The sequence below is a fragment of the Methylobacterium sp. 285MFTsu5.1 genome, assembly GCF_000383455.1.
Classification (GTDB): domain Bacteria; phylum Pseudomonadota; class Alphaproteobacteria; order Rhizobiales; family Beijerinckiaceae; genus Methylobacterium.
This window is the reverse complement of the sequence record NZ_KB911278.1, coordinates 150,220-172,610: the sequence shown is the minus strand read 5'-3', so window position 1 is coordinate 172,610 and position 22,391 is coordinate 150,220. Positions and strand designations below refer to the sequence as shown.

General features: G+C 72.5%; 27 protein-coding genes, 1 tRNA gene and 1 riboswitch. Of the genes, 16 read left to right on the top strand and 12 right to left on the bottom strand.

Annotated elements, in window-relative coordinates:
• Positions 1–368: 368 nt before the first annotated feature.
• Positions 369–872, bottom strand: coding sequence for a TIGR02281 family clan AA aspartic protease (locus tag H288_RS0115690; RefSeq protein ID WP_234081031.1), 504 nt, complete (start codon positions 870–872; stop codon positions 369–371).
• 233 nt (positions 873–1,105) lie between these two features.
• Positions 1,106–1,234, top strand: a riboswitch (TPP riboswitch).
• A gap of 64 nt (positions 1,235–1,298) precedes the next feature.
• On the opposite strand from H288_RS0115690, the gene thiO reads away from it, so the two are divergent.
• From thiO to H288_RS0115670, 4 genes are read left to right on the top strand one after another with little or no spacing between them, the layout of a single operon-like run.
• Complete coding sequence (gene thiO, locus H288_RS0115685; RefSeq protein WP_020093527.1) at positions 1,299–2,522, top strand: glycine oxidase ThiO; 1,224 nt, start codon at positions 1,299–1,301, stop codon at positions 2,520–2,522.
• Positions 2,519–2,731, top strand: a complete 213-nt coding sequence (gene thiS / locus H288_RS0115680; protein ID WP_020093526.1) for a sulfur carrier protein ThiS — start codon at positions 2,519–2,521, stop codon at positions 2,729–2,731. The genes thiO and thiS overlap by 4 nt, the downstream gene beginning before the upstream one ends.
• Before the next feature lie 2 nt (positions 2,732–2,733).
• Positions 2,734–3,537, top strand: coding sequence for a thiazole synthase (locus tag H288_RS0115675; protein WP_020093525.1), 804 nt, complete (start codon positions 2,734–2,736; stop codon positions 3,535–3,537).
• On the top strand, positions 3,534–4,190 hold the full coding sequence (locus tag H288_RS0115670; protein WP_026604987.1) for a thiamine phosphate synthase: 657 nt from the start codon (positions 3,534–3,536) through the stop codon (positions 4,188–4,190). Before H288_RS0115675 ends, H288_RS0115670 begins: the two co-directional genes overlap by 4 nt.
• 58 nt (positions 4,191–4,248) lie before the next feature.
• Here the strand turns inward: H288_RS0115670 and H288_RS0115665 are convergent, their stop codons facing one another.
• From H288_RS0115665 to map, 6 genes are all read right to left on the bottom strand, one after another.
• Positions 4,249–5,001, bottom strand: coding sequence for a peptidase (locus tag H288_RS0115665; protein WP_020093523.1), 753 nt, complete (start codon positions 4,999–5,001; stop codon positions 4,249–4,251).
• 44 nt (positions 5,002–5,045) lie between these two features.
• Complete coding sequence (locus H288_RS0115660) at positions 5,046–5,873, bottom strand: transglutaminase family protein (protein ID WP_020093522.1); 828 nt, start codon at positions 5,871–5,873, stop codon at positions 5,046–5,048.
• Positions 5,874–5,894: 21 nt separating this feature from the next.
• On the bottom strand, positions 5,895–6,842 hold the full coding sequence (locus tag H288_RS0115655) for an alpha-E domain-containing protein (RefSeq protein ID WP_020093521.1): 948 nt from the start codon (positions 6,840–6,842) through the stop codon (positions 5,895–5,897).
• Between the two features lie 65 nt (positions 6,843–6,907).
• Positions 6,908–8,341: a circularly permuted type 2 ATP-grasp protein gene (locus H288_RS0115650; RefSeq protein ID WP_020093520.1), complete on the bottom strand. Its 1,434-nt coding sequence runs from the start codon at positions 8,339–8,341 to the stop codon at positions 6,908–6,910.
• A 96-nt stretch (positions 8,342–8,437) separates the two neighbouring features.
• On the bottom strand, positions 8,438–9,184 hold the full coding sequence (gene radC, locus H288_RS0115645; RefSeq protein ID WP_020093519.1) for a DNA repair protein RadC: 747 nt from the start codon (positions 9,182–9,184) through the stop codon (positions 8,438–8,440).
• Between the two features lie 6 nt (positions 9,185–9,190).
• The gene (gene map / locus H288_RS0115640) at positions 9,191–10,021 is read right to left on the bottom strand and encodes a type I methionyl aminopeptidase (protein ID WP_024831058.1); all 831 of its coding nucleotides are present in this window, start codon (positions 10,019–10,021) and stop codon (positions 9,191–9,193) included.
• Between the two features lie 197 nt (positions 10,022–10,218).
• Between map and H288_RS0115635 the strand changes: the two genes are divergently transcribed.
• The 5 genes from H288_RS0115635 (at position 10,219) to H288_RS0115615 (ending at position 12,361) form a co-directional block, all read left to right on the top strand.
• Positions 10,219–10,476: a zinc-finger domain-containing protein gene (locus H288_RS0115635; RefSeq protein WP_020093518.1), complete on the top strand. Its 258-nt coding sequence runs from the start codon at positions 10,219–10,221 to the stop codon at positions 10,474–10,476.
• 12 nt (positions 10,477–10,488) lie between these two features.
• Entirely contained in the window at positions 10,489–11,682 is a 1,194-nt protein-coding gene (locus H288_RS0115630) for an FAD-dependent monooxygenase (protein WP_020093517.1), read from the top strand.
• Between the two features lie 33 nt (positions 11,683–11,715).
• Positions 11,716–11,802, top strand: a tRNA-Leu gene (locus H288_RS0115625).
• Between the two features lie 25 nt (positions 11,803–11,827).
• Positions 11,828–12,010 carry a hypothetical protein gene (locus H288_RS0115620; protein ID WP_020093516.1) on the top strand — a complete coding sequence of 61 codons (183 nt, stop codon included), beginning with the start codon at positions 11,828–11,830 and terminating at the stop codon, positions 12,008–12,010.
• A gap of 102 nt (positions 12,011–12,112) precedes the next feature.
• The gene (locus H288_RS0115615) at positions 12,113–12,361 is read left to right on the top strand and encodes a hypothetical protein (protein ID WP_020093515.1); all 249 of its coding nucleotides are present in this window, start codon (positions 12,113–12,115) and stop codon (positions 12,359–12,361) included.
• On the opposite strand, the gene H288_RS0115610 is transcribed toward H288_RS0115615, so the two are convergent.
• From H288_RS0115610 to H288_RS0115595, 4 genes are all read right to left on the bottom strand, one after another.
• Positions 12,351–13,049 (bottom strand): YoaK family protein, encoded by a 699-nt coding sequence (locus H288_RS0115610; RefSeq protein WP_020093514.1) that lies wholly within the window; start codon positions 13,047–13,049, stop codon positions 12,351–12,353. The genes H288_RS0115615 and H288_RS0115610 overlap by 11 nt on opposite strands.
• Positions 13,050–13,162: 113 nt before the next feature.
• Entirely contained in the window at positions 13,163–13,534 is a 372-nt protein-coding gene (locus tag H288_RS0115605; protein WP_020093513.1) for a hypothetical protein, read from the bottom strand.
• Between the two features lie 107 nt (positions 13,535–13,641).
• On the bottom strand, positions 13,642–13,875 hold the full coding sequence (locus H288_RS0115600) for a hypothetical protein (RefSeq protein ID WP_020093512.1): 234 nt from the start codon (positions 13,873–13,875) through the stop codon (positions 13,642–13,644).
• Between the two features lie 150 nt (positions 13,876–14,025).
• Positions 14,026–14,673: a 4-carboxymuconolactone decarboxylase gene (locus H288_RS0115595; RefSeq protein WP_020093511.1), complete on the bottom strand. Its 648-nt coding sequence runs from the start codon at positions 14,671–14,673 to the stop codon at positions 14,026–14,028.
• A 185-nt stretch (positions 14,674–14,858) separates the two neighbouring features.
• Between H288_RS0115595 and hrpB the strand changes: the two genes are divergently transcribed.
• From hrpB to H288_RS0115560, 7 genes are all read left to right on the top strand, one after another.
• Positions 14,859–17,324, top strand: a complete 2,466-nt coding sequence (gene hrpB / locus H288_RS0115590; RefSeq protein ID WP_026604985.1) for an ATP-dependent helicase HrpB — start codon at positions 14,859–14,861, stop codon at positions 17,322–17,324.
• A 41-nt stretch (positions 17,325–17,365) separates the two neighbouring features.
• Positions 17,366–17,806 (top strand): PaaI family thioesterase, encoded by a 441-nt coding sequence (locus H288_RS0115585; RefSeq protein WP_020093509.1) that lies wholly within the window; start codon positions 17,366–17,368, stop codon positions 17,804–17,806.
• A 74-nt stretch (positions 17,807–17,880) separates the two neighbouring features.
• The gene (locus tag H288_RS0115580) at positions 17,881–19,104 is read left to right on the top strand and encodes an SMP-30/gluconolactonase/LRE family protein (RefSeq protein ID WP_020093508.1); all 1,224 of its coding nucleotides are present in this window, start codon (positions 17,881–17,883) and stop codon (positions 19,102–19,104) included.
• A 90-nt stretch (positions 19,105–19,194) separates the two neighbouring features.
• Positions 19,195–19,779 carry a DUF1285 domain-containing protein gene (locus tag H288_RS0115575; protein ID WP_020093507.1) on the top strand — a complete coding sequence of 195 codons (585 nt, stop codon included), beginning with the start codon at positions 19,195–19,197 and terminating at the stop codon, positions 19,777–19,779.
• Positions 19,776–20,447 (top strand): CoA pyrophosphatase, encoded by a 672-nt coding sequence (locus H288_RS0115570; RefSeq protein WP_026604983.1) that lies wholly within the window; start codon positions 19,776–19,778, stop codon positions 20,445–20,447. The genes H288_RS0115575 and H288_RS0115570 overlap by 4 nt, the downstream gene beginning before the upstream one ends.
• 9 nt (positions 20,448–20,456) lie before the next feature.
• A complete protein-coding gene (locus H288_RS0115565; RefSeq protein ID WP_020093505.1) occupies positions 20,457–20,714 on the top strand; it encodes a DUF6111 family protein in 258 nt (85 codons plus the stop codon).
• Entirely contained in the window at positions 20,711–21,949 is a 1,239-nt protein-coding gene (locus tag H288_RS0115560) for a CCA tRNA nucleotidyltransferase (RefSeq protein WP_020093504.1), read from the top strand. The genes H288_RS0115565 and H288_RS0115560 overlap by 4 nt, the downstream gene beginning before the upstream one ends.
• A 7-nt stretch (positions 21,950–21,956) precedes the next feature.
• Here the strand turns inward: H288_RS0115560 and H288_RS0115555 are convergent, their stop codons facing one another.
• A complete protein-coding gene (locus H288_RS0115555; protein ID WP_020093503.1) occupies positions 21,957–22,358 on the bottom strand; it encodes a F0F1 ATP synthase subunit epsilon in 402 nt (133 codons plus the stop codon).
• Positions 22,359–22,391: the final 33 nt, after the last annotated feature.

Below are 22,391 nucleotides of genomic sequence, written 5' to 3'. Positions count from 1 at the left end.
CATACCGAAGCCGTCCCATCGCGCGCTCACGTGTCGGATGCGCAGTCATGAACGCTCCTAGCATTGCCGGAATGCGCTGACAAAACAAACATATCCTTCGGAAAAATTTGGATTAAATATCTGAAACTACATATAATAAGCCAGTTATATATAAATTCTCCGGCTCACGGTCTTATGACTGCAAATACCCGCGACCGATAGACTGATCGAGCGGATCAGGAGACACCCGCCATCGGGCTGGCACGAGGCCCGAACGCCGTAGGTCATCGGCGCGGGCGTTGGGCCCGCAGCCGATCCCGTGGTGCAGGCCCGGGGGATCCCCACAGGCGCGCCTCGGCCAGACAGATCAGCGTCGATCTCCGGCCGCCTCAGCCCCTGAGCGTCATCGTGCTGCCGGAGATGCCGAAATCGCGCAGACGCCTGAGGAACGACATGCCCAGCAGGCTCGTCGACAGGAGCCCGCGCGGGATCACGACCGCATCGACGTCCCGGACCGTGATCGATCCGATCTGCACGATGGCGATCCGGATCGGCGCCACGCGGACCGTGCCGTTCGCGGTGTTCCAGACGCGGGTGAAATCGGCCGGAGTGACCCGGATCCCGATCCGCGCGGCATCCTCCTCGGAGAACGCGCAGGCGCTCGCTCCCGTATCGACCATCATCGGCAGCGAGCGGCCGTCCAACAGCGCATTGACGAAGAAGTGGCCGTTGCGCCCGGCCTGGAGGGCCACGCCGGCGGCGTCGACTGCGGGAACGGGCTCCGGCGGCGTGACGGCGAGGGCCACCGGCGCCGGCCTCATGCCGTCGCGCAGCTTCAAGGCGGCCGTGACACCGAGGAAGCCGAGCAGGCAGATCAATAGGATTGCGCGCACGCGAGTCCGCCCGTGACGTGGAGTGCCGGCGACCGGAGACGTTCCGGAATCCCGGTGATGAGATGCCAGACCAGTGAAGGGATGGTGCGCGATCGCGGTCGCCGCCGCGGCGCGCGCGCCGATTCCGCTCCGCTTGGTGTCCAGATCGTCACCGGGATCCGCGGATTGTCGCGGGAACGACTGGATGCTCGCGGCGCGGGGTTGACCGGCAGGGGCCGGGGAGCCACATCTGCGTCTGTTCCAGGGAGATCCCCGGCAAGGGGCTGAGAAACCGCTGGCACGTCCGTCAGGACCTGCGGCGCGGAAATCCTTCGAACCTGATCCGGCTCATACCGGCGTAGGGATTGGACCGCGGCCGCCTGAAAGGCAGGCCACAGCTTCTCACCGAAGCGCACGGCCCGATCTCCGCGACGGCAATCCGCGGAGATGATTGTGCCCCTCGACCGACCCGCCTCACCGATCGGCCGCCGCCGCAACCCGGACGGCAACGTCGCGCCGGCGACCCTTCCGGCGCGGACGGACGTCGCCGTGGTCGGCGGCGGGCTGATCGGGCTGTCGATCGCGTGGCGCCTCGCCCGGGCCGGCCGCGCCGTGACGGTGCTGGAGCGGGACACGATCGGGGCGGGCGCGAGCCTCGCGGCCACCGGCATGCTGGCCCCCGCCGCCGAGCACGAGCCGGGCTCCGATCCGCTGCTGCCGCTCGCCCTGGACTCGCTGCGGCTCTGGCCCGCGTTCCGCGACGCCCTGGAGGCCGAGTCCGGCCGGGCGATCGACTACCGCGCCGACGGCACCCTGGTGCTGGCGGTCGGCCGCGACGAGGTCGAGCGCCTGCGCTTCCGCTTCGACCTTCAGCGCCGCTCGGGGCTCGAGGCCACGTGGCTGCCGGGCAGCGAGGTGCGGCGCCTGGAGCCGGGCCTGCGCCCCTCCGTCACCGCCGGGATCCACTGCCCGCTCGACCATCAGGTCGACCCCCGTCTGGTCATGGACGCCCTCACCGAGGCCTGCCGCCGCGCCGGCGTAATTCTGGCGGAGCGGAATCCCGTCACCGCCCTGGACTGGTCGGGTGGCCGCGTGACCGGGATCCGCGCCGGCGACCGCGTCGTCCCGGCGGAGACCGTCATCCTCGCCTCCGGCGCCTGGAGCGGGGAGGGCGGTCTGCTGCCCGACGCGCTCGCCCTGCCGGTCCGCCCGCTGAAGGGCCAGTCCCTGGCCCTGCGCACCACCGCCCGGACCGGTACCCTGGCGCGGATGGTCTGGACCGAGCAGGTCCACATGGCGCCGAAGAGCGACGGCCAGCTCATCGTCGGCGCGACCGTCGAGGATTGCGGCTTCCGGCCCGGCGTCACCGCGGGCGGACTCTACGCCCTGCTGGAGGGTGCCCGCCGGGTGCTGCCCGGCATCGAGGAGATGGAGGTGGAGGCGGTCTGGAGCGGGTACCGCCCGACCTCGGACGACGACGCACCGATCCTCGACGCGATCGCGCCGGGCCTCGTCGCCGCCACCGGGCATCACCGCAACGGCTACCTGCTCGCCCCGGTGACCGCCGACGCGATCGCCGCGCTGGTGCTGCGCGGCGCGCTGCCGGAGGTGGCGCGTCCCTTCACCCGCGCGCGCTTCGGCCAGCCGGAAGCGCTGAGGGCCTCGGCATGAAACTCCTCGTCAACGGTGAGCCGCGCGAGTGCGCGGTCGAGACGGTGGACGCCCTGTTCCGCCTGGAGGCGGAGGAGAGCGGCATCGAGAGTCCGCAGGGTGTCGCCATCGCGCTGAACGGCCGCGTTCTGCGCCGCCGGGACTGGGGCGAGACACCGGTCGCGGAGGGCGACCGGGTCGAGATCGTCCGCGCCATGCAGGGAGGTTGAGCATGGACCAGAGTCACTTGCCGCCGCGCCCCGAGGGCGGGGATGACAGCCTGACCATCGCCGGGGTGAGGCTGTCGTCCCGGCTGTTCATCGGCACCGCCGGCTACCCGACGCAGGCGATCATGCGCGACGCCGTCGCGGCGAGCGGCGCCGACGTGGTCACCGCCTCGATCCGCCGGGTCTCGCTGCAGGGCCACGGCTCGGACACGGTCAAGATCCTGAAGGGCAAGCGCTTCCTGCCGAACACCGCCGGCTGCGAGACGGCCCGGGACGCGATCATGACCGCCGAGCTCGCCCGCGAGGCGCTCGACACCAACTGGATCAAGGTCGAGGTGATCGGCGACCGCGAGACGCTCTACCCGGACGTGATGGAGCTGATCGAGGCCTGCCGCCATCTCGTGGACGACGGCTTCGTCGTGCTGCCCTACTGCAACGACGACCCGATCGTGTGCCAGCGCCTGGAGGATCTCGGCTGCGCCGCGGTGATGCCCATGGGCTCGCTGATCGGCTCCGGGATGGGTGTCGCCAATCCGGCCAACCTGGAGCTGATCTGCCGCCGGGCGACAGTGCCGGTGGTGGTCGATGCCGGCATCGGCACCGCATCGGACGCGGTGATCGCCATGGAGCTCGGCGCCTCCGCCTGCCTGATCAACACCGCCGTGGCCAAGGCCGACGATCCGGTGCGGATGGCTCGCGCCATGGGCCGGGCCGTGGAGGCCGGGCGCGACGCCCACCGCGCCGGGCGGATCCCCCGCCGCGGCCGGGCCGAGCCGTCGAGCCCGCAGCTCGGCCTCGTCGGCTCGTGAGGGCGTTGCCGTCGCCGCTGCTCGCGGTGACGGACCGGCACGGGCATCCGCGGCCCCTCGCCGAGACCGTGCAGGCGGTCCTCGACGGCGGCGGGCGCTGGATCTGGTTCCGCGACCGGGACCTAGAGGCGGATGCCCGCCTGCGCCTCGGTGCGCGCGTGGCCGAGCGCGTGCGGGCCGCGAACGGCGTCCTGACGGTCGGAGGCGATGTCGCGCTCGCGCGCGCCCTCGGTGCCGACGGCGTGCATCTCGGCGGCGGCTCGGGACCGGAGGCGATCGCGGCGGCGCGGGCGGCACTCGGTCCGCTCGCGCTGATCGGCGTCTCGGCCCACGCGCCGCGCGAGGCTGCGGCTGCCGCGCAGGCCGGCGCCGATTACGTGACCCTCAGCCCGATCTACACGACCGCGAGCAAGCCCGGCTACGGGCCGGCGCTCGGGTCCGAGGGGATCGCCGCCGCGCGGGCGGCGGGCCTGCCGATCGTGGCCCTGGGCGGTGTCGGGCCCGAGATGATCGGGGCCTGTCGCGCGGCGGGGGCTGCGGGCTTCGCCGTCATGGGTGGCCCGATGCGCGCCCTGAATCCGGCCGACGCGACCCGGGCGCTCCTGAAGGCCTGGGGCGCAGCGGAGTCTTCAGCGGCTCGGACAGCCACGTAGAAATCTGCCCCCGTCCCGGCGAGCGCAGCGGAGCAAGACGGCCGATGCTGTAGTTGCCCTAGGCGTTGGACGGTCCGTAGGGCGGGCGCGGGATCGCCCGGTGCGCCGCGCGCAGCGCAGCCGACCAGCGCTCGCGCAGATCGTGGAAGTAGCCCTCGCCGGCCTCGATCCGGTGGTTCACCTCGAGCGTCAGCGCGTTCCGGCGAGCGACCGCGATGTCGATCGGCAGGCCGACGCCCAGATTGGAGCGCATGGTCGAATCCATCGAGACCAGGCTCACCTTGAGGGCGTCGTAGAGGTCGGTCGTGTACTTCACGGCGCGGTCGAGGATCGGCTTGCCGTACTTGTGCTCACCGATCTGGAGGAACGGCGCGTCGGTGCTGCACTCGATGAAATTGCCGGCGGAGTAGATCAGGTACAGCCGCATCTCGCCGGTGCCGATCTGGCCGCCGAACAGCAGCGAGATCGAGAACCGGATATTGGCCGCCTCGAACCCGTCCTTCTCGATGGCGCGCACCCGCCGGATGGCCCGGCCGATCAGCTGCGCCGCCTGGAACATCGTCGGCGCCTCGACGAGCTTCTGCGGCGGCTCACCCTCCTCCTCGCCGGGCACGCCCTCCTGGAGCAGGCTGAGCACCGACTGGGTGATCGAGAGGTTGCCCGCGGAGGCGAGCATCATCACCCGCTCGCCCGGCACGTTGAAATGGTGGAGCTTGCGGTAGGTCGAGATGTCGTCGAGCCCCGCATTGGTGCGGGTATCGGCGACCATGACCAGCCCTTCCTCCACCAGGACACCGACGCAGTAGGTCATCGTTTTCGGGCTCTCGTGCGGTCGGCGGACCGGGGTCGGGACGGTCAGGATTGAGCGGCGGCCCTGCCTTGCTCGACCCGGAGCTTCACGTCCAGTGTCTCGGTGCCACCGCCGGTCCGGCTGCCGCGGATCGGCGCCGCCCCGAGATAGTCCAGGCCGGTGGCGACGCGGATGTAGTTGTCCGTCGGGCTGACATCGTAGCACGGGTCGAACGCCACCCAGCCGAGATCCGGCACCAGGGCCTCGACCCAGCCGTGGGGCGCCTCGACATCCGCCTGCCCGTCCTCCCGGGCCCGGTAGCCGGCGACGTAGCGCGCCGGGATGCCGATGTGGCGGGCGGCGGCGATGAGCACGTGGGCGAGATCCTGGCAGATCCCGCGGCCCGCCGCGAACGCCTTGCCGGCCGGCACCGCGCCGCTCGCGGGACCGGGCTCGTGGGCCACAGCACCGTGGACCGCCCCCATCAGCCGGTGGAGTCGGGCCAAGGTCGCACCGTCGTCCTCGGCGGCGACGCGCTCCGCGAAAGCGTGCAGCTCCGGGCTCGCGGCGCACAGGTCCGTGTCGCGCAGGTAGAACTCGTCCGGCAGGCGCTCCACCGTGCCGCGCACGACGCCGTGTGTGTCGTCGGTGTCGACCTCGCCGGTGACCCGGATGGTCAGGGCGTCGGCCGGCTCGTCCGGGGTGAACCAGTGGACGACGTTGCCGAACCCGTCCTCGCGGGCGGTCAGCCGCCCGTCGACGGTGGTGTCGATCCGCCACCCGCGGACGTACTGCCCATCATGGTCGCGCGGCGTCAGCCGCAGGACCTGCACGAGCCCGCGGGCGGGCTGCTCGTACGTGTAGATGGTCTCGTGAACCACGCGGATGCGCATGCGCCGTCCTGTCCGTCCTGTTCAGCCGACCAGATACTGCTTCGCGATCGCCTCGCCCACCTTGTTGTTCTCGGCGATGAACGCCTCGACGAACTCGTGCAGCCCGGTGGCGAAGACCCGGTCGATATCCTCGCCCTCCAGCTTCGCCAACATGTTTCCGGCGAGGCGCTGGCTCGGGCCCCGGCGGCCGTAGGCGTCGGCGATCAGGTCGAGATACTCGACGATCACGCCGTAGCAGTTCGCGAAGGAGCGCGGCATCTGCTTGTTGAGCATCAGGAGGTCGGCCACCAGCAGCGGCTTGATGCTCTCCCGGTAGACCCAGTGGTAGGCGTTGAACGCCGACACTTCGCGCAGGATCGTGGTCCACTGGAAGTAGTCGAGGCTGCCGCCCACCGTCTCGTCGTGCGGCAGCAGGATCTGGTACTTCACGTCGAGGATGCGGGCGGTGTTGTCCGCCCGCTCGATCGCCGTGCCGAGCCGGGTGAACCAGAAGGCGTCGTTGCGCAGCATCGTCCGGAACGCCGAGCCGTCGAAGGTCAGCGAGACGGTCTTCACCCAGTCGAGGAAGCGGCCGAACTCGTCGCGGTTCAGGTCCTTGCCGGCGTAGTTGCGCAGCTCCAGCCACGCGCCGTTGATCGCGTCCCACATCTCGGTGGTGAGCGCCGTGCGGACCGAGCGGGCATTCTCGCGGGCCGCCTCGATGCAGGAACGGATCGAGGAGGGGTTGTGCGGGCTGAAGGCCAGGAAGTCGCAGACCGTGTCGGCGTTGATCGCGCTGTAATGGGTCTTGAACGCGTCGGGGTCGCCGGCGGAGGCGAGGGCCGATTCCCACTCGTTGCTCCCGCCGCCGCCGTAGCTCGTCGGCAGCGACGCGAATCGGTGCGCCGCGTCGAGGATGCGGGCGACGAAGTCGGCGCGCTCGACGTAGCGGGAGAGCCAGAAGAGGTTGTCGGCAGTCCTGGAGAGCATCGGTCTTCAGCCAAGTCGTGCGGACCACGGTGTCCGCGCCTCGGAACGTCCGGATATCGCGGAGCTCAGGCGTCGAGCACCCAGGTATCCTTGGTGCCACCGCCCTGGCTGGAATTGACCACCAGGGAGCCTTCCTTCAGCGCCACCCGGGTCAGGCCGCCCGGAACGATGCGGATCTTGTCGGCCCCGCACAGCACGAAGGGCCGCAGGTCGACGTGGCGGGGCGCGACGCCCGAGGCCACGAAGGTCGGGCAGGTGGAGAGCGACAGGGTCGGCTGGGCGATGAACCCGTCCGGGGCGTGCTTGAGCTTCTTGGCGAAGTCGTCGAGCTCGCGCTTGCTGGCATGCGGCCCGACCAGCATCCCGTAGCCGCCCGAGCCGTTGACCTCCTTCACCACCAGGTCGGACAGGTTGTCCATCACGTACGCGAACGCGTCCTTCTCGCGGCACCGATAGGTCGGCACGTTGTGCAGGATCGGCTCCTCGCCGGTGAAGAACTTCACGATCTCCGGCATGTAGCTGTAGACCGCCTTGTCGTCCGAGATGCCGGTCCCGACCGCGTTGGCGAGGGTGACCGAGCCGCGCTCGTAGGCGTTCATCAGGCCGGGCACGCCGAGCACCGAGTCCGGGCGGAAGACCAGCGGGTCGAGGAAGTCGTCGTCGAGGCGGCGGTAGATGACGTCGACCTTCCGCGGCCCCTCGGTGGTGCGCATGTAGACGACGTCGTCCTTGGTGAAGAGGTCGGACGCCTCCACCAGTTCGACGCCGAGCTTGTCGGCCAGGAACGAGTGCTCGTAGAACGCGGAATTGTAGCGTCCGGGGGTCAGCAGCACGACGGTCGGGTCCCGGGTCGCCGAGCCCGGCGCGAGGCTGCGCAGGGTGGCGAGCAGGGCGTCCGGGTAGTTCTCCACCGGCGCGACCCGGTGCTTCGAGAACAGGTCCGGAAACAGGCGCAGCATGACCTCCCGGTTCTCCAGCATGTAGGAGACGCCCGACGGGATGCGGGCGTTGTCCTCCAGCACGAAGAAGTCGTTCTCGCCGGTCCGGACGATGTCGATGCCGGCGATGTGCACGTAGAGGTCGTGCGGCACGCGGAAGGACCGCATCTCCATGCGGTAATGGGCGTTGCGGTAGACGAGGTCGGCCGGGATGATGCCGGCCTTGATGCATTCCTGGGCGCCGTAGATGTCCTTGAGGAACAGGTTGATGGCGGTGACCCGCTGCGTCAGCCCGCGCTCCAGGAAGGCCCATTCCGGCTTGGTGATCACCCGGGGGATGATGTCGAACGGGATCAGCCGCTCGGTCGACTCGTTGTCGCCGTAGACCGCGAAGGTGATGCCGATCCGGCGGAACAGCAGCTCGGCCTGGCTGCGGCGGGTGTTGAAATGCTCGGGCGGCGTGGAGTCGAGCCAGGCCTTGAGCTGGCCGTAGGCGTCGCGGACGGCCGCCGGATCGGCCGCGCCGATCCCGTTCATCTCGTCGAAGGCCGTCACCGCCATCTCGCTCCTCCCGTACGCTCCCGCTCTTGAGGCAAGAGGCGCGCCACCCGATCATGGCTATATCCGCGGGCGATAACGCTCAAGGAGGCCGGAGGATCAGATCAACTTCAGGCCTTTCAGGCTGGCGTGACCGTTTCGGCCGAGGATCACGTGGTCGTGGACCACGATCTTGAGCGGCGCCAGGACGGCCACGATCTCGCGGGTCATCGCCACGTCGGCCGCCGACGGGGCCGGGTCGCCGGACGGGTGGTTGTGGGCCAGGATGATGGCCGTCGCCGACAGTTCGAGCGCCCGGCGGGCGACCTCGCGCGGGTAGACCGGCGTGTGGTCGACGGTGCCGCGCCCTTGCACCTCGTCGGCGATGAGGTGGTTGCGCTTGTCGAGAAAGAGGACGCGGAACTCCTCGCGCGGGGCGAACGCCATGGTGGCGCGCAGGTACTCGTGCAGGGCGCTCCACGAGCCCAGGAGCGCGCGCTCGCGGATCGCGCCCCGGGCCAGCCGCCGCGCCGCGGCCTCGATCACCTTGAGGTCGGACGCGACCCCGGCGCTCACGCCCTCCACTTCCATGAGCCGCGCCGGCTCGGCGCTGACCACCTCGGCGAAGCTGCCGAACCGGGCGACCAGCGCCTTGGCGAGGGGCTTCACGTCGCGCCGGGGAATCGCCCGGAACAGGACGAGCTCCAGCAGCTCGTAATCGGGCAGCGCGTCGGGCCCCGCGGCGGAGAACTTCTCCCGCAGGCGGTCGCGGTGGCCGTGGTAGTGCGGCGTCTCCTTCTCGACCGGCGACGGGGCGGCGCTGTCGGCGAACAGCCCCGCCTCACCGTCGTCCTGCCGCTCGGGCACGGCCGGTCAGGCGGCCGGGTTGACGGGCTGGTGCAGCCCCTTCGGCGAGATCGTGAAGATCTCGACGCCGGTCTCGGTGACACCGACCGTGTGCTCGAACTGGGCGGAGAGCGAGCGGTCGCGGGTCACGGCGGTCCAGCCGTCGCCCAGGACCTTCACGGCGGGCCGGCCCAGATTGATCATCGGCTCGATCGTGAAGAACTGGCCGGGTTTGAACGGCACGTCGTAGCTGGCCTCGACGTAGTGCAAGATCGTGGGCGCGTCGTGGTAGGTGCGCCCGAGGCCGTGGCCGCAGAAATCGCGCACCACCGAGCAGCGCTCGCCCTCGGCGTAGGACTGGATCGCCCGGCCGATGTCGTTGGTCGATCCGCCGGGCTTCACGGCGGCGACGCCCCGCATCAGCGCCTCGTAGGTGATCTCGCACAGGCGCTGGGCCTTGCGCGGCACCTCGCCGACATAGGCCATCCGGCTCGAATCACCGTGCCAGCCGTCGAGGATCAGGCAGATGTCGAGGTTGACGATGTCGCCCTCGCGCAGCGGCTTGTCGTTGGGGATGCCGTGGCAGACCACGTGGTTGATCGAGGTGCAGATCGACTTCGGATAGCCGCGGTAGAGCAGCGAGGCCGGATAGGCGCCGTGGTCCATGGCGAAGGTGTAGGCGAGCTTGTCGAGTTCCTCGGTGGTGACGCCGGGCTGCGTCGCCTCCATCAGCAGGTCGAGGGCCTCGGCGGTGAGCCGACCCGCCCGGCGCATGCCCTCGAAACCCTCGGGACCGTGGATCGGCGGTTCCGGGGCGCGGCGCGCACCCTGCGCACTGGCCTGTTCCTGCTGCATGATCGGGACTTTTTTCGCGGCGGCGTCAATCGGGCTTCGCCCTATGTACGGCGCGGGGCCCGGGAGTCCAAGCCGCATCGGTCGTAGGTCGGGCGAGGCTTGCGCCGGTCGCGGGGCTGGCGGCATAAGCGGCCGCGAGACGCCCGGGAGCGCGCTGGCAGATTCGCCGCGCGGTCAGTCGCGGGGCAGGCGAGGGCCGGATGGCAGGCAAGGCGGTACCGCACTTCCACAACGAGCCGGGCGTGCCGGTGATCACCGTGGGCGTGAAGGAGTTCATGTGCATCGGCGCGCTGCCGCCGTTCGACCACCCGCACGTGTTCCTCGACATGGGCGCCGACAGCGAAATCATCTGCCAGTACTGCTCGACGCTCTACCGCTACCGGGCCGGCCTGAAGGCCGACGAGGCGGAGCCGCAGGCCTGCGTGTGGCGGGACGACGCCAAGGTCGCGGCGGAGTAGGCGCCGCCCACCGTGCCTTCTGGCAGTCCATCTCTGCGGATCGGGATCGTCGGGGCCGGGATCGGCGGCCTGACGGCGGCGCTGGCGCTGTCGGATGCCGGCCACGCCGTCACGGTGATCGAGCGCCGGACCGGCTTCAGCGAGGTCGGGGCCGGGATCCAGATCTCGCCCAACGCGAGCCGGGTTCTGGCAGGCCTCGGGCTCTCGGCGGCCCTGCGCCGGGCGGCGAGCGAGCCGCCGGCGGTCGAGGTGCGGGCCCTTGACAGCGGCCGCCGCATCGGCGGCGTGGCGCTCGGCGCGCAGGCGCAGAGCCGCTTCGGCGCGCCCTACTACGTGATCCACCGCGCCGACCTGCAGACGCTGCTGCTCGACGCGCTCCGGAGCCGCTCGACCATCCGCCTGATGATGGGGCGCACCGTCACGGCCGTGTCCCAGACGACGTCCGAGGCCGTCCTCACCGTCGAGGGCGCGAGCGGGGCCCAACCGGTCGCCTTCGACCTCGCGATCGGCGCGGACGGGCTGAGGTCCCGGCTGCGCGCGCATCTCGATTCGGCGCCGCTCCGCCCGGGTCAGGCCGCGGCGTGGCGCGCGCTCATCCCGATGGAGGCGGTCCCGCAGGACCTGCGCGGCGGCGCCACCGGCCTGTGGCTCGGCCGCGGCCGGCACGTGGTGCACTACCCGGTGCGGGACGGCCAGTTCCTCAACGTGGTGGCGGTGGTGCCCGAGGCGGTGGGCGACGAGGGCTGGGGCCGGCTCGGGGAGCCGGCCGTGCTGCGCGGGCACCTGCGCGGCAGCGCCGCGCCGCTGCGCGATCTCCTGAGCCTGCCGGATTCCTGGCTGGTCTGGTCGCTCGCCGACCGGGCCGTGGCGCGCCCGCTCGCCCGCGACCGGCTCGCGCTGATCGGCGATGCCGGCCACCCGGTGCTGCCCTATCTCGCGCAGGGGGCCGCCCTGGCGATCGAGGACGCCGCGATCCTCACGCGCGCCCTCGCAGACAACGCCGACGTTCCGGCCGCGCTCGCGGCGTATTCGGGCGCGCGGACCGCACGGGTGCGACGGGTTCAGAAAGCGGCGCGGAGCAACGGCCGGACCTACCACGCCGGCGGCGTGGTGGCGTTCCTGCGCAACGCCGTGATGGCCCGTCTCGGCCCGGACGGCATGCGCGACCGCTACGCCTGGCTGTACGATTGGACGCCCCCCGCTTGATCGGACCCGCCGCCCCCGCTACCGAGGGTGCATGCGGACGTGGCGGAACCGGTAGACGCACGAGACTTAAAATCTTGCGGCCGCGAGGCCGTGCGGGTTCGAGTCCCGCCGTCCGCACCAGCACGCAGCGCGACGCCGGACCGGGATGCCGGAGGGGAATGGCGTGGTCTACGTGCTCATCATCATGCTCGCCGGCTCGGGCTCCGCGATCGGATCGGTCGAGTTCAACACGAAGCAGGCCTGCGAGGCCGCCGCGAAGCAGATCGCCGAGGCGGAGCGGCCCTACGGCGGCGCCTCTCCGGTGACCGTGTGCGCGCCGAAGGGGTGAGGCGGACGCGGCGGCCGTCGCGCCGGATGGATTGCATTTGAGCGATCGCCGAAACCGGCCCTTGTCGTGTCCCTGCCAGAGTGGCGGCGGGGAGATTCCGGTATGATCGACGCCCTTCAGACCGCCGCCACCGGCATGACCCGGGCCACCGACCGGCTCGGGAGAGCGGCCGAGACCATCGCGGCGAGCGGCGCGCCCACCGGCGACGCGACACTGCCGCCGGCCGCGCAGGTGGACCTGTCGGGCGCCGCGCTGGACCTGATCGGGTCGCGGTCGGCCTTCGCGCTGAACGCCGCGGTGGCGCGCTCCGCCGACCGCATGATGGGTCAGCTCCTCGACGTCACCGCCTGAGCGCCGGGAGGGCGAGGCCGGCCAGGATCGCGGCCGCCGCGAAGAGCAGGGCCACGCCGACGAGGCGGTAGGCCACGACCCCCACCACACCGCCCGCCAGGAAGGCGCCGACGGTCAGCAGGTACAGCCGCAGCCGCTCCGGATCGTGGGGCTTGAGTGGATCCGCGCCGGATGGGCCGCGGTCCAGCCAGCGCGCGAGTTCGATGCCGATGTCGGTGATCATGCCGGTCACGTGCGTGGTCCGCACCCGCGATTCGGAGATCTTGGTCACGGCCGCGTTCTGAAGGCCCAGGACGAAGCTCAGGCCGAGTACCAGGGCGTGGCTCCGCGCCGGCTCGTGGAGCGGCAGCACGACCAGGCCGACGGCGACGAGGAGGATCGCCTCCGCGCAGACCCCGTAGGCGTAGGCGCCCGGTCGGTGCCCGCGACGGCGGCGACGGATGAGCAGCGTCGCGGTGGCGGCGCCGAGCACGAACAGGACGACGAGCAGACCGGCTTGCAGGGCGAGGAGCAGGTCGCCCGTGCCGGTCCTGTCCGAGATGGCCGAGACGTTCCCGGTCATGTTCGAGGCGTAGAGGCCCACCGCGTAGAAGCCGGCGGTGTTCAGCGCGCCGGCCACCCCGGCGAGGGAGAGGGCGAGCGCCCTGTCGGCCTCGGGGGTACGCGTCTCGCCTTCGTGGACCAGCATGGACCCGTCGATGACCCGTCGGTGGGGTGCCGGAAACCCGATTCGGTCGGCGCCGCCACCGTCTTAAGCCACGCGCCCGGGCGCCGTCACGGCGCCCGGGCGCAACCCCCGGCTCACCAGCCGCGATAGCCGTAGCCGCCCTCGTAATCCCCGCCCCAGTGGCGGGCGGGGCCGTAGCCGACCGGGACCCGCTCGTAGGTCACGGTCCGGCGGGTGGCGTAGACCGGCGCGTCCTCCTCGTAGACGCGGTAGACCGGGGGCCGCCGCACGACCACGGGAGCCGGGGCGTAGCCGTAATCCGCGTATCCGTAGCCGTAGCCGGGCGCCGCGTGGGCCTGGGTCGCGGCGCCGATCAGGGCGCCGGCCGCGAGGCCGCCGATGATGCCGGCCGCGATGGCGCCGCCGCCGCGGGCCTCGGCGGCGGTGGAGGCCAGGGTGCCCGCGCCGATCAGCGCGGCGGCCGAGAGCAGAGCGATGCGTGTCATGACCTGTCTCCGGTGGGTGCGGGGAGCGCCTGCGGCGCCCCGGATCACACGAGGGACAATGCCGCGCCCGCGCTGCACCGATGCTGAAGCCGGCCTGCAGCCACGGTTCAGCTTGCCGGTCCGGCCTCCGTGTCGGGGGCGGTGCGGATGTAGCCTCGGGAGATCAGGCGACTGCGCTCGCGCGTGCGCCGCTCGGCCTCCATCAGGTCGGACAGGGCGTCGGCGATCGCGCAGCGCAGGGCGATCCCGGCATCGCCGCCCGCGAAGCCGAGATACGCGGTGCTGATCGCCTCGACGGGGCATACGTGATCGTCGCGCTGGGCCAGGACCTGGGTCAGCATCGGGTTCTTCTTCGTCGCGTCCGGGAACGAAAAGAGAACAGGCCATAAGGGTTAACGTTCCGTCAACGGAGGCCGGGCCGGCCGCGCGTGACCGGCCAAACCCTGTGGACAACGCAGTTTCCGCTGCCGGACGACTGTGGATAAGCCGGCTCACTCGGGCATGCGCGGCAGCGGCTTGCCGTCGGCGGGAATCGGGTAGCGGGCCGCGTTCAGCTCCATCGCCAGGAACGTGTAGTAGCCGGAGATCGCCGCCAGATCGACGACGCCGGGCTTGCCGAACCGGGCCTCGGCGCGGGCGAAGGTCGCGTCGGAGACGCGCTTCGTGTCCTGGAGCTCGGCGGTGAAATCGTACACGAGGGTCTCGTCGTCGCTCATCTTCGCCGGCCGGCGGCCGTCGCGGATCGCCGCGATGATGTCGGCGGAGATGCCGGCCTTCTCGGCGATCGGCGCGTGGACGTACCACTCGTAGTCCTGCGTCCAGCGGCGGGCGGTCATCAGGATCACCAGCTCCGAGAGCGTGGTGCCGATCTTCGGCTTGAAGCGGAGGTAGTCGCCCATCGACCGGGCGAGCGTCATCACCTCCGGCGAGTACATGAGCGGCTCGAACGGCCCGAAGGGCGGCTTGCCGCGCGCCTGCGCGAAGGCCTCGGCCGCCTGCTTCTGCTCGGGCGTGTAGTCCTGGGGCGGGATGGTCGGCAGCCGGTCCTGCGCCCGCGCCGCCACGGTCGCCAGCGGGGTCGCCAGCGGCAGGGCCAGGGCGAGGGCGGCCAGAGTCAGCGCGCGGCGGCGGAGGGTCATCGTTTCGCTCCCGTTGGATCTGTGCAGTCGCGCCGCACGATCGCGGCGGCGCCGCGCGGCCACCAGGGCCCGGGGCGGCAAGCCCGTGTCGAATCGCGCGCGGCGTCACGGGAATGCCGGACGCGTCGCGGTCCCGGGCCCGGCCCGGTTGCGCTCGGCGCCGCACCGCGCCATCAGCGGCCGCGATGGCCGGTCCCGCACCCGTGCTGCCGATCGAGGCGGCGCTCCCCGATCTGCGCCGCGCGCTCGCCGCGCGGAACGCCGCCGTCCTGGTGGCGCCCCCCGGCGCCGGCAAGACGACGCGCGTGCCCCTCGACCTGCTCGCGGTGCCCTGGCTTGACGGGCGCAAGATCGTCCTGCTGGAGCCGCGCCGCCTCGCGGCCCGGGCCGCCGCCGCGCGGATGGCCCAGACTTTGGGCGAACCGGTCGGCGGCACGGTCGGCCTGCGGGTCCGCCTCGGCTCGAAGATCTCGGGCCGCACGCGGATCGAGGTCGTCACCGAGGGTGTCTTCACCCGGATGATCCTGGACGATCCGGAACTGTCCGGGGTCGGAGCCGTCCTGTTCGACGAGTTCCACGAGCGCTCCCTCGACGCCGATCTCGGCCTCGCGCTGGCGCTCGACGCGCAGGGCGGCCTGCGGGAAGACCTGCGGATCCTCGTCATGTCGGCGACCCTCGACGGCGCCCGGGTCGCGCGGCTGATGGGCGACGCCCCGGTCGTGGCCTCCGAGGGGCGCGCCTTCCCGGTGGAGACCCGCTACGCGGAGCGCGATCCGAACCGGCGGATCGAGGACTCGGTCGCCGAGGTCACTTTGCGCGCCCTGCGGGCGGATCCGGGCTCGATCCTGGTGTTCCTGCCCGGGCAGGCCGAGATCCGCCGGACCGCCGACCTGCTGGCCGAGAAGGTCGGACCCGACGTGCAGCTCGCGCCGCTCTACGGCGCGCTGACGCCCGCCGAGCAGGACCGCGCCGTCGCGCCGGCCTCCGCCGGCACCCGGAAGGTCGTCCTCGCGACCAGCATCGCCGAGACCTCCCTGACCATCGAGGGCGTCCGGATCGTGGTCGATTCGGGGTTGGCGCGGGTCCCGGTCTACGAGCCGGGCCTCGGCCTGACCCGGCTGGTCACGGCCCGCGCCTCCCGCGCCTCGGTGGACCAGCGCCGGGGCCGCGCCGGCCGCACCGAGCCCGGCCTGTGCTGGCGGCTCTGGTCCGAGGCCGGCACCAACGCCCTGGAGCCGTTCACGCGGCCCGAGATCCTGTCGTCCGACCTCGCCGGGCTGCTCCTCGACTGCGCCGCCTGGGGCGTGACCGACCCGGGCGCGCTCGCCTTCCTCGACCCGCCGCCGGCGCCGGCCCTGGCGGAGGCCCGCGCCCTGCTGAGTGAGCTGGGCGCCCTCGACGCCGACGGCCGCCTGACGCCGGTCGGCGCGCGCCTGCGGGCGCTGCCGCTGCCGCCGCGGCTCGCCCGGATGGTGACGGTCGCGGCCGGTACCGGCCAGGCGCGGGCCGCGGCCGACCTCGCCGCCGTGCTGGTGGAGCGGGGCCTTGGGGGCGACGGGGTCGACCTCGACGACCGGGTCGAGCGCTTCCTCCGCGACCGGGGCGGGCGCGCCGCCGACATGCGCCGGCTCGCCGAGAACTGGGCCCGGAACGCCGGGGCCACCGGCCCCGCGAGCCCGGATGCCGGTCCGGCCGCCGCCGGGCCGCTCCTGGCACTCGCCTATCCCGACCGGGTCGCCCGGGCGCGCGGCCGCGAGGGCGAGTTCGTGATGGCGAGCGGTCGGGCCGGGCGCCTCGACCCGGCGAGCCCGCTCGCCCGCGAGACCCATCTGGTGGTCGCCGACCTCGCCGGATCGGCCGGGAACGCCCGGATCCTGGCCGCGGCGGCGATCGGCACTGAGGCGATCGAGCGCCTCTTCGCCGACCGGATCGAGTCGCGCACCGAGATCGCCTTCGATCCGCAGGCGGCCGCCCTGCGGGCGCGGGCGGTCCGGCGGCTCGGCGCGGTCAGTCTCGGGTCACGGCCGCTGCCGGTGCCGCCCGATACGGACAGCGCCGCGATCCTGGCGCGCGGCATCGCCGATCTCGGGATCGACCGCCTGCCGTGGACGCAGGCCCTGGCGCAGTGGCGGGCCCGGGTGACCTTCTTGCACGCCGCCGACGGCGTGGCTTGGCCCGACCTGTCGGACGACGCCCTGGCTCGCACCGCGGAGACGTGGCTGGCGCCTGCCCTAGTGGGGCGCGCCGCCCTGGCGTCGGTCACGGCGAGCGACCTCGCGGACGCCCTCCAGGCCCTGCTGCCCTGGGACCTGCGCGCGCGGCTCGACGCGGAGGCGCCGACCCATGTCGAGGTGCCGACCGGCTCCCGCATCCCGGTGGATTACACGGCCGAGGAACCGGCGCTGGCGGTCCGAGTCCAGGAGCTGTTCGGCCTCGACCGGCATCCCAGGGCCGGCGGCCGGCCGCTGGTCCTGCACCTGCTGTCGCCGGCCCAGCGGCCGATCCAGATCACGCGGGACCTGCCGGGCTTCTGGCGCGGTTCCTGGGCGGCGGTGCGGTCCGAGATGCGCGGGCGCTACCCGCGCCATCCCTGGCCGGAGGACCCGCTCAGCGAGGCCCCGACCCGCCGGGCCAAGCCCCGGGAAACCTGACAGCCGCCCTCCGAGACCCCGACACGAACGAGCCCGACGCGATGACGAACGACACGGATGCCCACGACCCCGCCGCCCACGACCCCTCCGCCGAAGGCTGGACGCCGGTGGAGGACAAGGGCTTCATCGCCCATGTCGGGCCGCTGCACGTCCGCGGCGCGGACGGCGCCTACGCCTTCCGGGCCGATCAGAAGCACGCCAACCTGATCGGCGTGGTCCACGGCGGCATGCTGATGAGCTTCGCCGACCGCGCCCTCGGCGAGACCGCGATGCGCGCCGCCGGGGGCGCCAACTGCGTGACCATCCAGCTGGAGATGAAGTTCATCGATGTCGGCCGACTCGGCGACTGGATCGAGATCCGGCCGCAGGTCGTCAAGCGCACGGGCTCCCTGGTGTTCATGCGCGGCGACGTCCGCGACGGCACACGTCTCCTCGCCTCGGCGGACGGCGTCTGGAAGATCCTGAGGCGCCGTCCCGATTGACCCGCGCAGGACGACGGTCCTAACCTGCCCGGGCGCATCGCGGCGCAGAGGCCCGATGTGCGGGGGAGGATCACATGCGACCGTCGCGGACCGACGCATCCGGGATCGCGGGTGAACGCGAGTCGATTCCGCGATCCCGGCGCACGATCCTCGCGGGCCTGGGGGCCCTGGCCGTCACTGCCGGCGACGCGGCGGCCCGACCGGAACCGCCCAGCACGGTGACGAGCCCGCCGCGCGACTTCCGGCCTGGCGCCGCCCCGACCACCTACTTCACCGATCCGGACATCGTCACGGTCGACCCGGCGTTCGAGCCCTACATCGTGCCCAACAGCGCCATCCGCCGGCTCTGGACCGGCGCCCTCTGGGCGGAGGGACCGGCCTGGAACTCGGTCGGCCGTTACCTCGTCTGGAGCGACATCCCGAACAACCGGCAGATGCGCTGGCTGGAGGAGGACGGGCACGTCTCCACCTTCCGGATGCCGAGCAACAACTCCAACGGCAACAGCTTCGATCGCCAGGGGCGACAGCTTACCTGCGAGCACGCCACCGGGCGGGTCGTCCGCTACGAGCTCGACGGCTCGGCGACGGTCCTGGCCGATTCGTTCGAGGGCAAGCCGCTCAACTCGCCCAACGACGTCATCCAGCACCCGGACGGCGCCTACTGGTTCTCCGATCCGCCCTACGGGGCGCTTCTCTACGAGGGCCTGCCCGACGTCGCCGGCGGCCCGAGCAACCGGCAGGGCCATCTCGATCCGCGGCTCGGCCAGCCCGCCGGGACCGTCCCGCGGCGACGCGAGCTCCCGAACGCGGTCTACCGCATCGACCCGTCCGGCCGGGTCGACCGGGTTCTGACCGACGACGAGGTGCCCGACCCCAACGGCCTGTGCTTCTCGCCCGATCACCGGACGCTCTACGTCTGCTCCACCGGCAAGGGTCCCGGGGATACCGGACCCGGCGGCAAGGGCGAGATCTATGCCTTCGACGTCGGGGCCGGGGCGGCGCTCTCGAACAAGCGCCTCTTCTCGGACTGCGTCGTCGACGGGGTGAAATGCGGGCCCGACGGCCTGCGGACCGACGTCGACGGCAATCTCTGGGTGTCGAGCAATGCCGGCCGGGCCGTGGGCTACAACGGCGTCACCGTCTGGACGCCCCAGGGCAAGCTCATCGGTCGGATCCGCCTGCCGGAAGTGTGCGGGAATCTGACCTTCGGCGGCCCCAAGCGCAACCGCCTGTTCATGGCGGCGAGCCAGTCGCTCTACGCCCTGACGGTGAATACCCAGGGCGCCGGGCCGGCCTAGGATCGCGAATCTGCGATCCGGGACGGAACCGGCGCCGATCCTCCTCTCGGCCATGGCTGACCGGGCATCGCGACGCTATCTGTCACGGGCATGAGCGAGGATCCCGCCCCCGACCCGACCTTGAGCCGCCTCAGCGCGGCCCTCGGGGATCTGCCGAAGCGCGGGCTGCCGCCGGTGGAGCGGTGGGACCCACCCTATTGCGGCGCCATCGACATCCGCATCGCCGCGGACGGGACGTGGTTCCACAACGGCTCGCCGATCCGACGGGACAAGCTGGTCAAGCTCTTCGCCACCATCCTGCGGCGCGAGCCGGACGGCCGGACCGTCCTGGTCACGCCGGTGGAGAGCGTGGGCATCACCGTGGACGACGCGGCCTTCGTGGCCGTCGAGATGGCGGTGGACGGGAGCGGGGCGGACCGGCGGGTCTCGTTCCGGACCAACGTCGACGACCTAGTGAGCGTCGACGCCGACCACACCCTCCGCTTCGAGGAGGCGCCGGACGGGGCGCTGAAGCCCTACCTCCATGTCCGCCGCGGGCTGTGGGCGCTCGTGACCCGGGCGCTCACCTACGACCTCGTGGACCTCGCCGAGGAGCGTCTGGTCGACGGGAAGCCCTGGCTCGGCCTGTGGGCCGGCGGCGCCTTCCACTCGATCGCGCCGGTCGCCGCCGCGTGAGCGACCCGCTCGCCGACTTCCTCGCCCGCGCCGCCGCCGGCCTGTCGCCGGACCCGCCCGGACCGGACGATCCGACCTCCAATCCCCGGGGCGACCACAGCCTCGATCCGGACGGGACGGCCGTGATCCCGCCGCCGCCGCACCGCCGGGCCGCCGTCCTCGTGGCGGTCGTGCCGCGCGCGGACGGTCCGACCCTGATCCTGACGATGCGGGCCGCCAACCTGCGCGACCATTCCGGGCAGGTGGCGCTGCCGGGGGGCAAGATCGATCCCTCCGATCCCGGGCCTGCGGACGCGGCCCTGCGGGAGGCCTACGAGGAGATCGGGCTGCCGCCCGAGGCGGTGCGGTTCCTCGGCTATCTCGACCCATACCTCTCGGGCACCGGCTTCCTCGTGACGCCGGTCATCGGCCTGGTCGATCCCGGCGCGGTCCTGACGCCGAACCCGGACGAGGTGGCCGACGTCTTCGAGGTACCGCTCCCGTTCCTCATGGACCCGGAGCGCTACCGCCTGCGCTCCCGCGCGTGGCAGGGCCGCGAGCGCTGGTTCTACGCCTTGACCTTCGGCGAGCGGCTGATCTGGGGCGTCACCGCCGGGATCCTGAACAATCTGCGGGAACGGCTCTACCCGGAGGCGGAGCCGGGCGACGCCGACCGCGCGGCGCGTTAGGCTGACCGCATGCTCCGCCGCATCCTCGAAGAGTTCGGCCTCTTCCTCATCCCCTTCGCGCTGTTCCTCGTCTACCTGCTGCTGTCCGGCCGCAATCCCCTGCGCCGGGTACACTGGGACGCGCACCTGTTCCGCTTGGTCCTGGCCGGGCTGGCGGTGGTGATCGGCACCCTCGTCTACGAGGGCCTGTTCTCGGAGCGCCGTCCCGGGGGCTACGTGCCGACCCACATGGAGAACGGCCGCCTCGTACCCGGTGGCTTCCGGTGAGCCGCGCCCTCGATCCGGCGGGGCTGGCGGCCCTGCTCGAACGCCCGGGCGTCCGCCGCGTCCTCGCGGCCCTGGACGCGCCGGGCGCGGAGACCCGCCTGATCGGCGGCTGCGTCCGCGACGCGCTCCTCGGCGCGCCGACCGCCGACATCGACATGGCGACGACGCACCGGCCCGAGGCGGTGATGCGGGCGGCGCAGCGGGCGCCCGGCCTCAAGGCGGTGCCGACCGGCATCGAGCACGGCACCATCACGCTGGTGACCGAGGACGGGCCGATCGAGGTCACGACCCTGCGCGAGGACGTCGAGACCGACGGGCGTCACGCCGTCGTCCGCTTCGGCAGCGACTTCCTCCGCGACGCCGAGCGCCGCGACTTCACCGTCAACACGCTCTCCCTCGGCGCCGACGGAACCCTGCACGACCCGGTGGGCGGCCGGCCCGACCTGACGGCCGGGCGGGTGCGCTTCATCGGCGACCCGGCGACCCGGATCCGCGAGGACGCGCTGCGGATCCTGCGCTTCTTCCGCTTCCATGCGCGGTTCGGAGCCGGCGCGCCAGACGCCGCGGCCCTGGCGGCCTGCGTGGCCGCGCGGGACAGCCTGGACCGGCTCTCTCGCGAGCGCGTGCGCGCGGAATTCCTGAAGTTGCTCGCGGCCCCCGGCGGCGCGGCCATGGTGACGACGCTGAGCACGACCGGGCTGCTGCCGCGGATCACCGGCGGCGTCGGGGAGCTCGGGCGGCTGGAACGGGCCGCAGCCGCGGGCCTGCCTCCGGTGACGCGCCTCGCGGCCCTCGCCGTCGGCGCTCGGCACGACGCCGACCGGCTGCGCGACCGGCTACGCCTGTCGAAGAACGAGCACGGGCAGCTGCTCGGCTACGCCGCGGCGCTGGCCGATCTCCACGGATGCGCGGTGCTGGACGCGGTCGCGGCGCGGGCCCTGGCGGCGGAGCACGGCCTGTCGTGCCTGGCCGACGCGCTGGCGATCCTGGCCGGAGAGCCGCGGCCCGCCGTGACGGAGGCGGCGCGGGCGGCCCTGCGGGCCCTGGAGGGGGAAGGGGAGTCGCCGGCCTTTCCCCTGGCGGGGGCGGATCTCGTCGCGGCCGGGGTGGCGCCGGGGCCCGGGATCGGGCGCGGGTTGGCCGCGGCGCGGAGGATCTGGCTGGAGCGGGGCTGCCCGACGGACGCGGCAGCGCGGGCCGACCTGCTGGCGCGGGCGCTGGAGAGCGCCCGCTGAACGAGGCTCAGAGCTTCAGGAGCGCCTTGGTCTCCTGGAGCTGGACGATCTGGCCGTTCAGCTCCTCGCGCTTCTGCAGGTCCTCGGTGGCGTCGCGCTGCATCTCGATCGCCTCGATGTCGCGGTCGAGGGATTCGTGCGTCAGCTCCTCGATCGGGGCGGCGCGCTCGGCCAGCACGGTCACGGCCGTCGGGCCGATATCGGCGAAGCCGCCGCGGACGTAGATCCGCTTGCCGCTGCCCTGGCTCTCGGTGATCACGATGACGCCGACCCGAAGGGAGGTCAGCACGGGCGCGTGGCCCGGCATCACGGTCATCTCGCCCTCGGTGCCGGGCAGCTGAACGGCGGTCACCTCGCCGGAATACAGCGTCCGCTCGGGGCCGACGAAATCGAAGTGGAAGGTGGCCATGGCCTGACGTGTTCCCGGATCGGCGGCGCGCGC

Excerpts from the sequence above, each read along its gene's own strand:
- H288_RS0115555 (WP_020093503.1), bottom strand. The coding sequence starts at position 22,358 with ATGGCCACCTTCCACTTCGATTTCGTCGGCCCCGAGCGGACGCTGTAT.
- H288_RS0115585 (WP_020093509.1), top strand. The coding sequence starts at position 17,366 with ATGACGAACGACACGGATGCCCACGACCCCGCCGCCCACGACCCCTCC.
- H288_RS0115660 (WP_020093522.1), bottom strand. The coding sequence starts at position 5,873 with ATGCGCATCCGCGTGGTTCACGAGACCATCTACACGTACGAGCAGCCC.
- hrpB (WP_026604985.1), top strand. The coding sequence starts at position 14,859 with ATGGCCGGTCCCGCACCCGTGCTGCCGATCGAGGCGGCGCTCCCCGAT.
- thiS (WP_020093526.1), top strand. The coding sequence starts at position 2,519 with ATGAAACTCCTCGTCAACGGTGAGCCGCGCGAGTGCGCGGTCGAGACG.
- H288_RS0115665 (WP_020093523.1), bottom strand. The coding sequence starts at position 5,001 with ATGACCTACTGCGTCGGTGTCCTGGTGGAGGAAGGGCTGGTCATGGTC.
- H288_RS0115675 (WP_020093525.1), top strand. The coding sequence starts at position 2,734 with ATGGACCAGAGTCACTTGCCGCCGCGCCCCGAGGGCGGGGATGACAGC.
- H288_RS0115635 (WP_020093518.1), top strand. The coding sequence starts at position 10,219 with ATGGCAGGCAAGGCGGTACCGCACTTCCACAACGAGCCGGGCGTGCCG.
- H288_RS0115605 (WP_020093513.1), bottom strand. The coding sequence starts at position 13,534 with ATGACACGCATCGCTCTGCTCTCGGCCGCCGCGCTGATCGGCGCGGGC.
- H288_RS0115565 (WP_020093505.1), top strand. The coding sequence starts at position 20,457 with ATGCTCCGCCGCATCCTCGAAGAGTTCGGCCTCTTCCTCATCCCCTTC.
- H288_RS0115620 (WP_020093516.1), top strand. The coding sequence starts at position 11,828 with ATGCCGGAGGGGAATGGCGTGGTCTACGTGCTCATCATCATGCTCGCC.
- H288_RS0115575 (WP_020093507.1), top strand. The coding sequence starts at position 19,195 with ATGAGCGAGGATCCCGCCCCCGACCCGACCTTGAGCCGCCTCAGCGCG.
- H288_RS0115615 (WP_020093515.1), top strand. The coding sequence starts at position 12,113 with ATGATCGACGCCCTTCAGACCGCCGCCACCGGCATGACCCGGGCCACC.
- H288_RS0115600 (WP_020093512.1), bottom strand. The coding sequence starts at position 13,875 with ATGCTGACCCAGGTCCTGGCCCAGCGCGACGATCACGTATGCCCCGTC.
- H288_RS0115595 (WP_020093511.1), bottom strand. The coding sequence starts at position 14,673 with ATGACCCTCCGCCGCCGCGCGCTGACTCTGGCCGCCCTCGCCCTGGCC.
- H288_RS0115580 (WP_020093508.1), top strand. The coding sequence starts at position 17,881 with ATGCGACCGTCGCGGACCGACGCATCCGGGATCGCGGGTGAACGCGAG.
- H288_RS0115655 (WP_020093521.1), bottom strand. The coding sequence starts at position 6,842 with ATGCTCTCCAGGACTGCCGACAACCTCTTCTGGCTCTCCCGCTACGTC.
- thiO (WP_020093527.1), top strand. The coding sequence starts at position 1,299 with ATGATTGTGCCCCTCGACCGACCCGCCTCACCGATCGGCCGCCGCCGC.
- H288_RS0115650 (WP_020093520.1), bottom strand. The coding sequence starts at position 8,341 with ATGGCGGTGACGGCCTTCGACGAGATGAACGGGATCGGCGCGGCCGAT.
- H288_RS0115610 (WP_020093514.1), bottom strand. The coding sequence starts at position 13,049 with ATGCTGGTCCACGAAGGCGAGACGCGTACCCCCGAGGCCGACAGGGCG.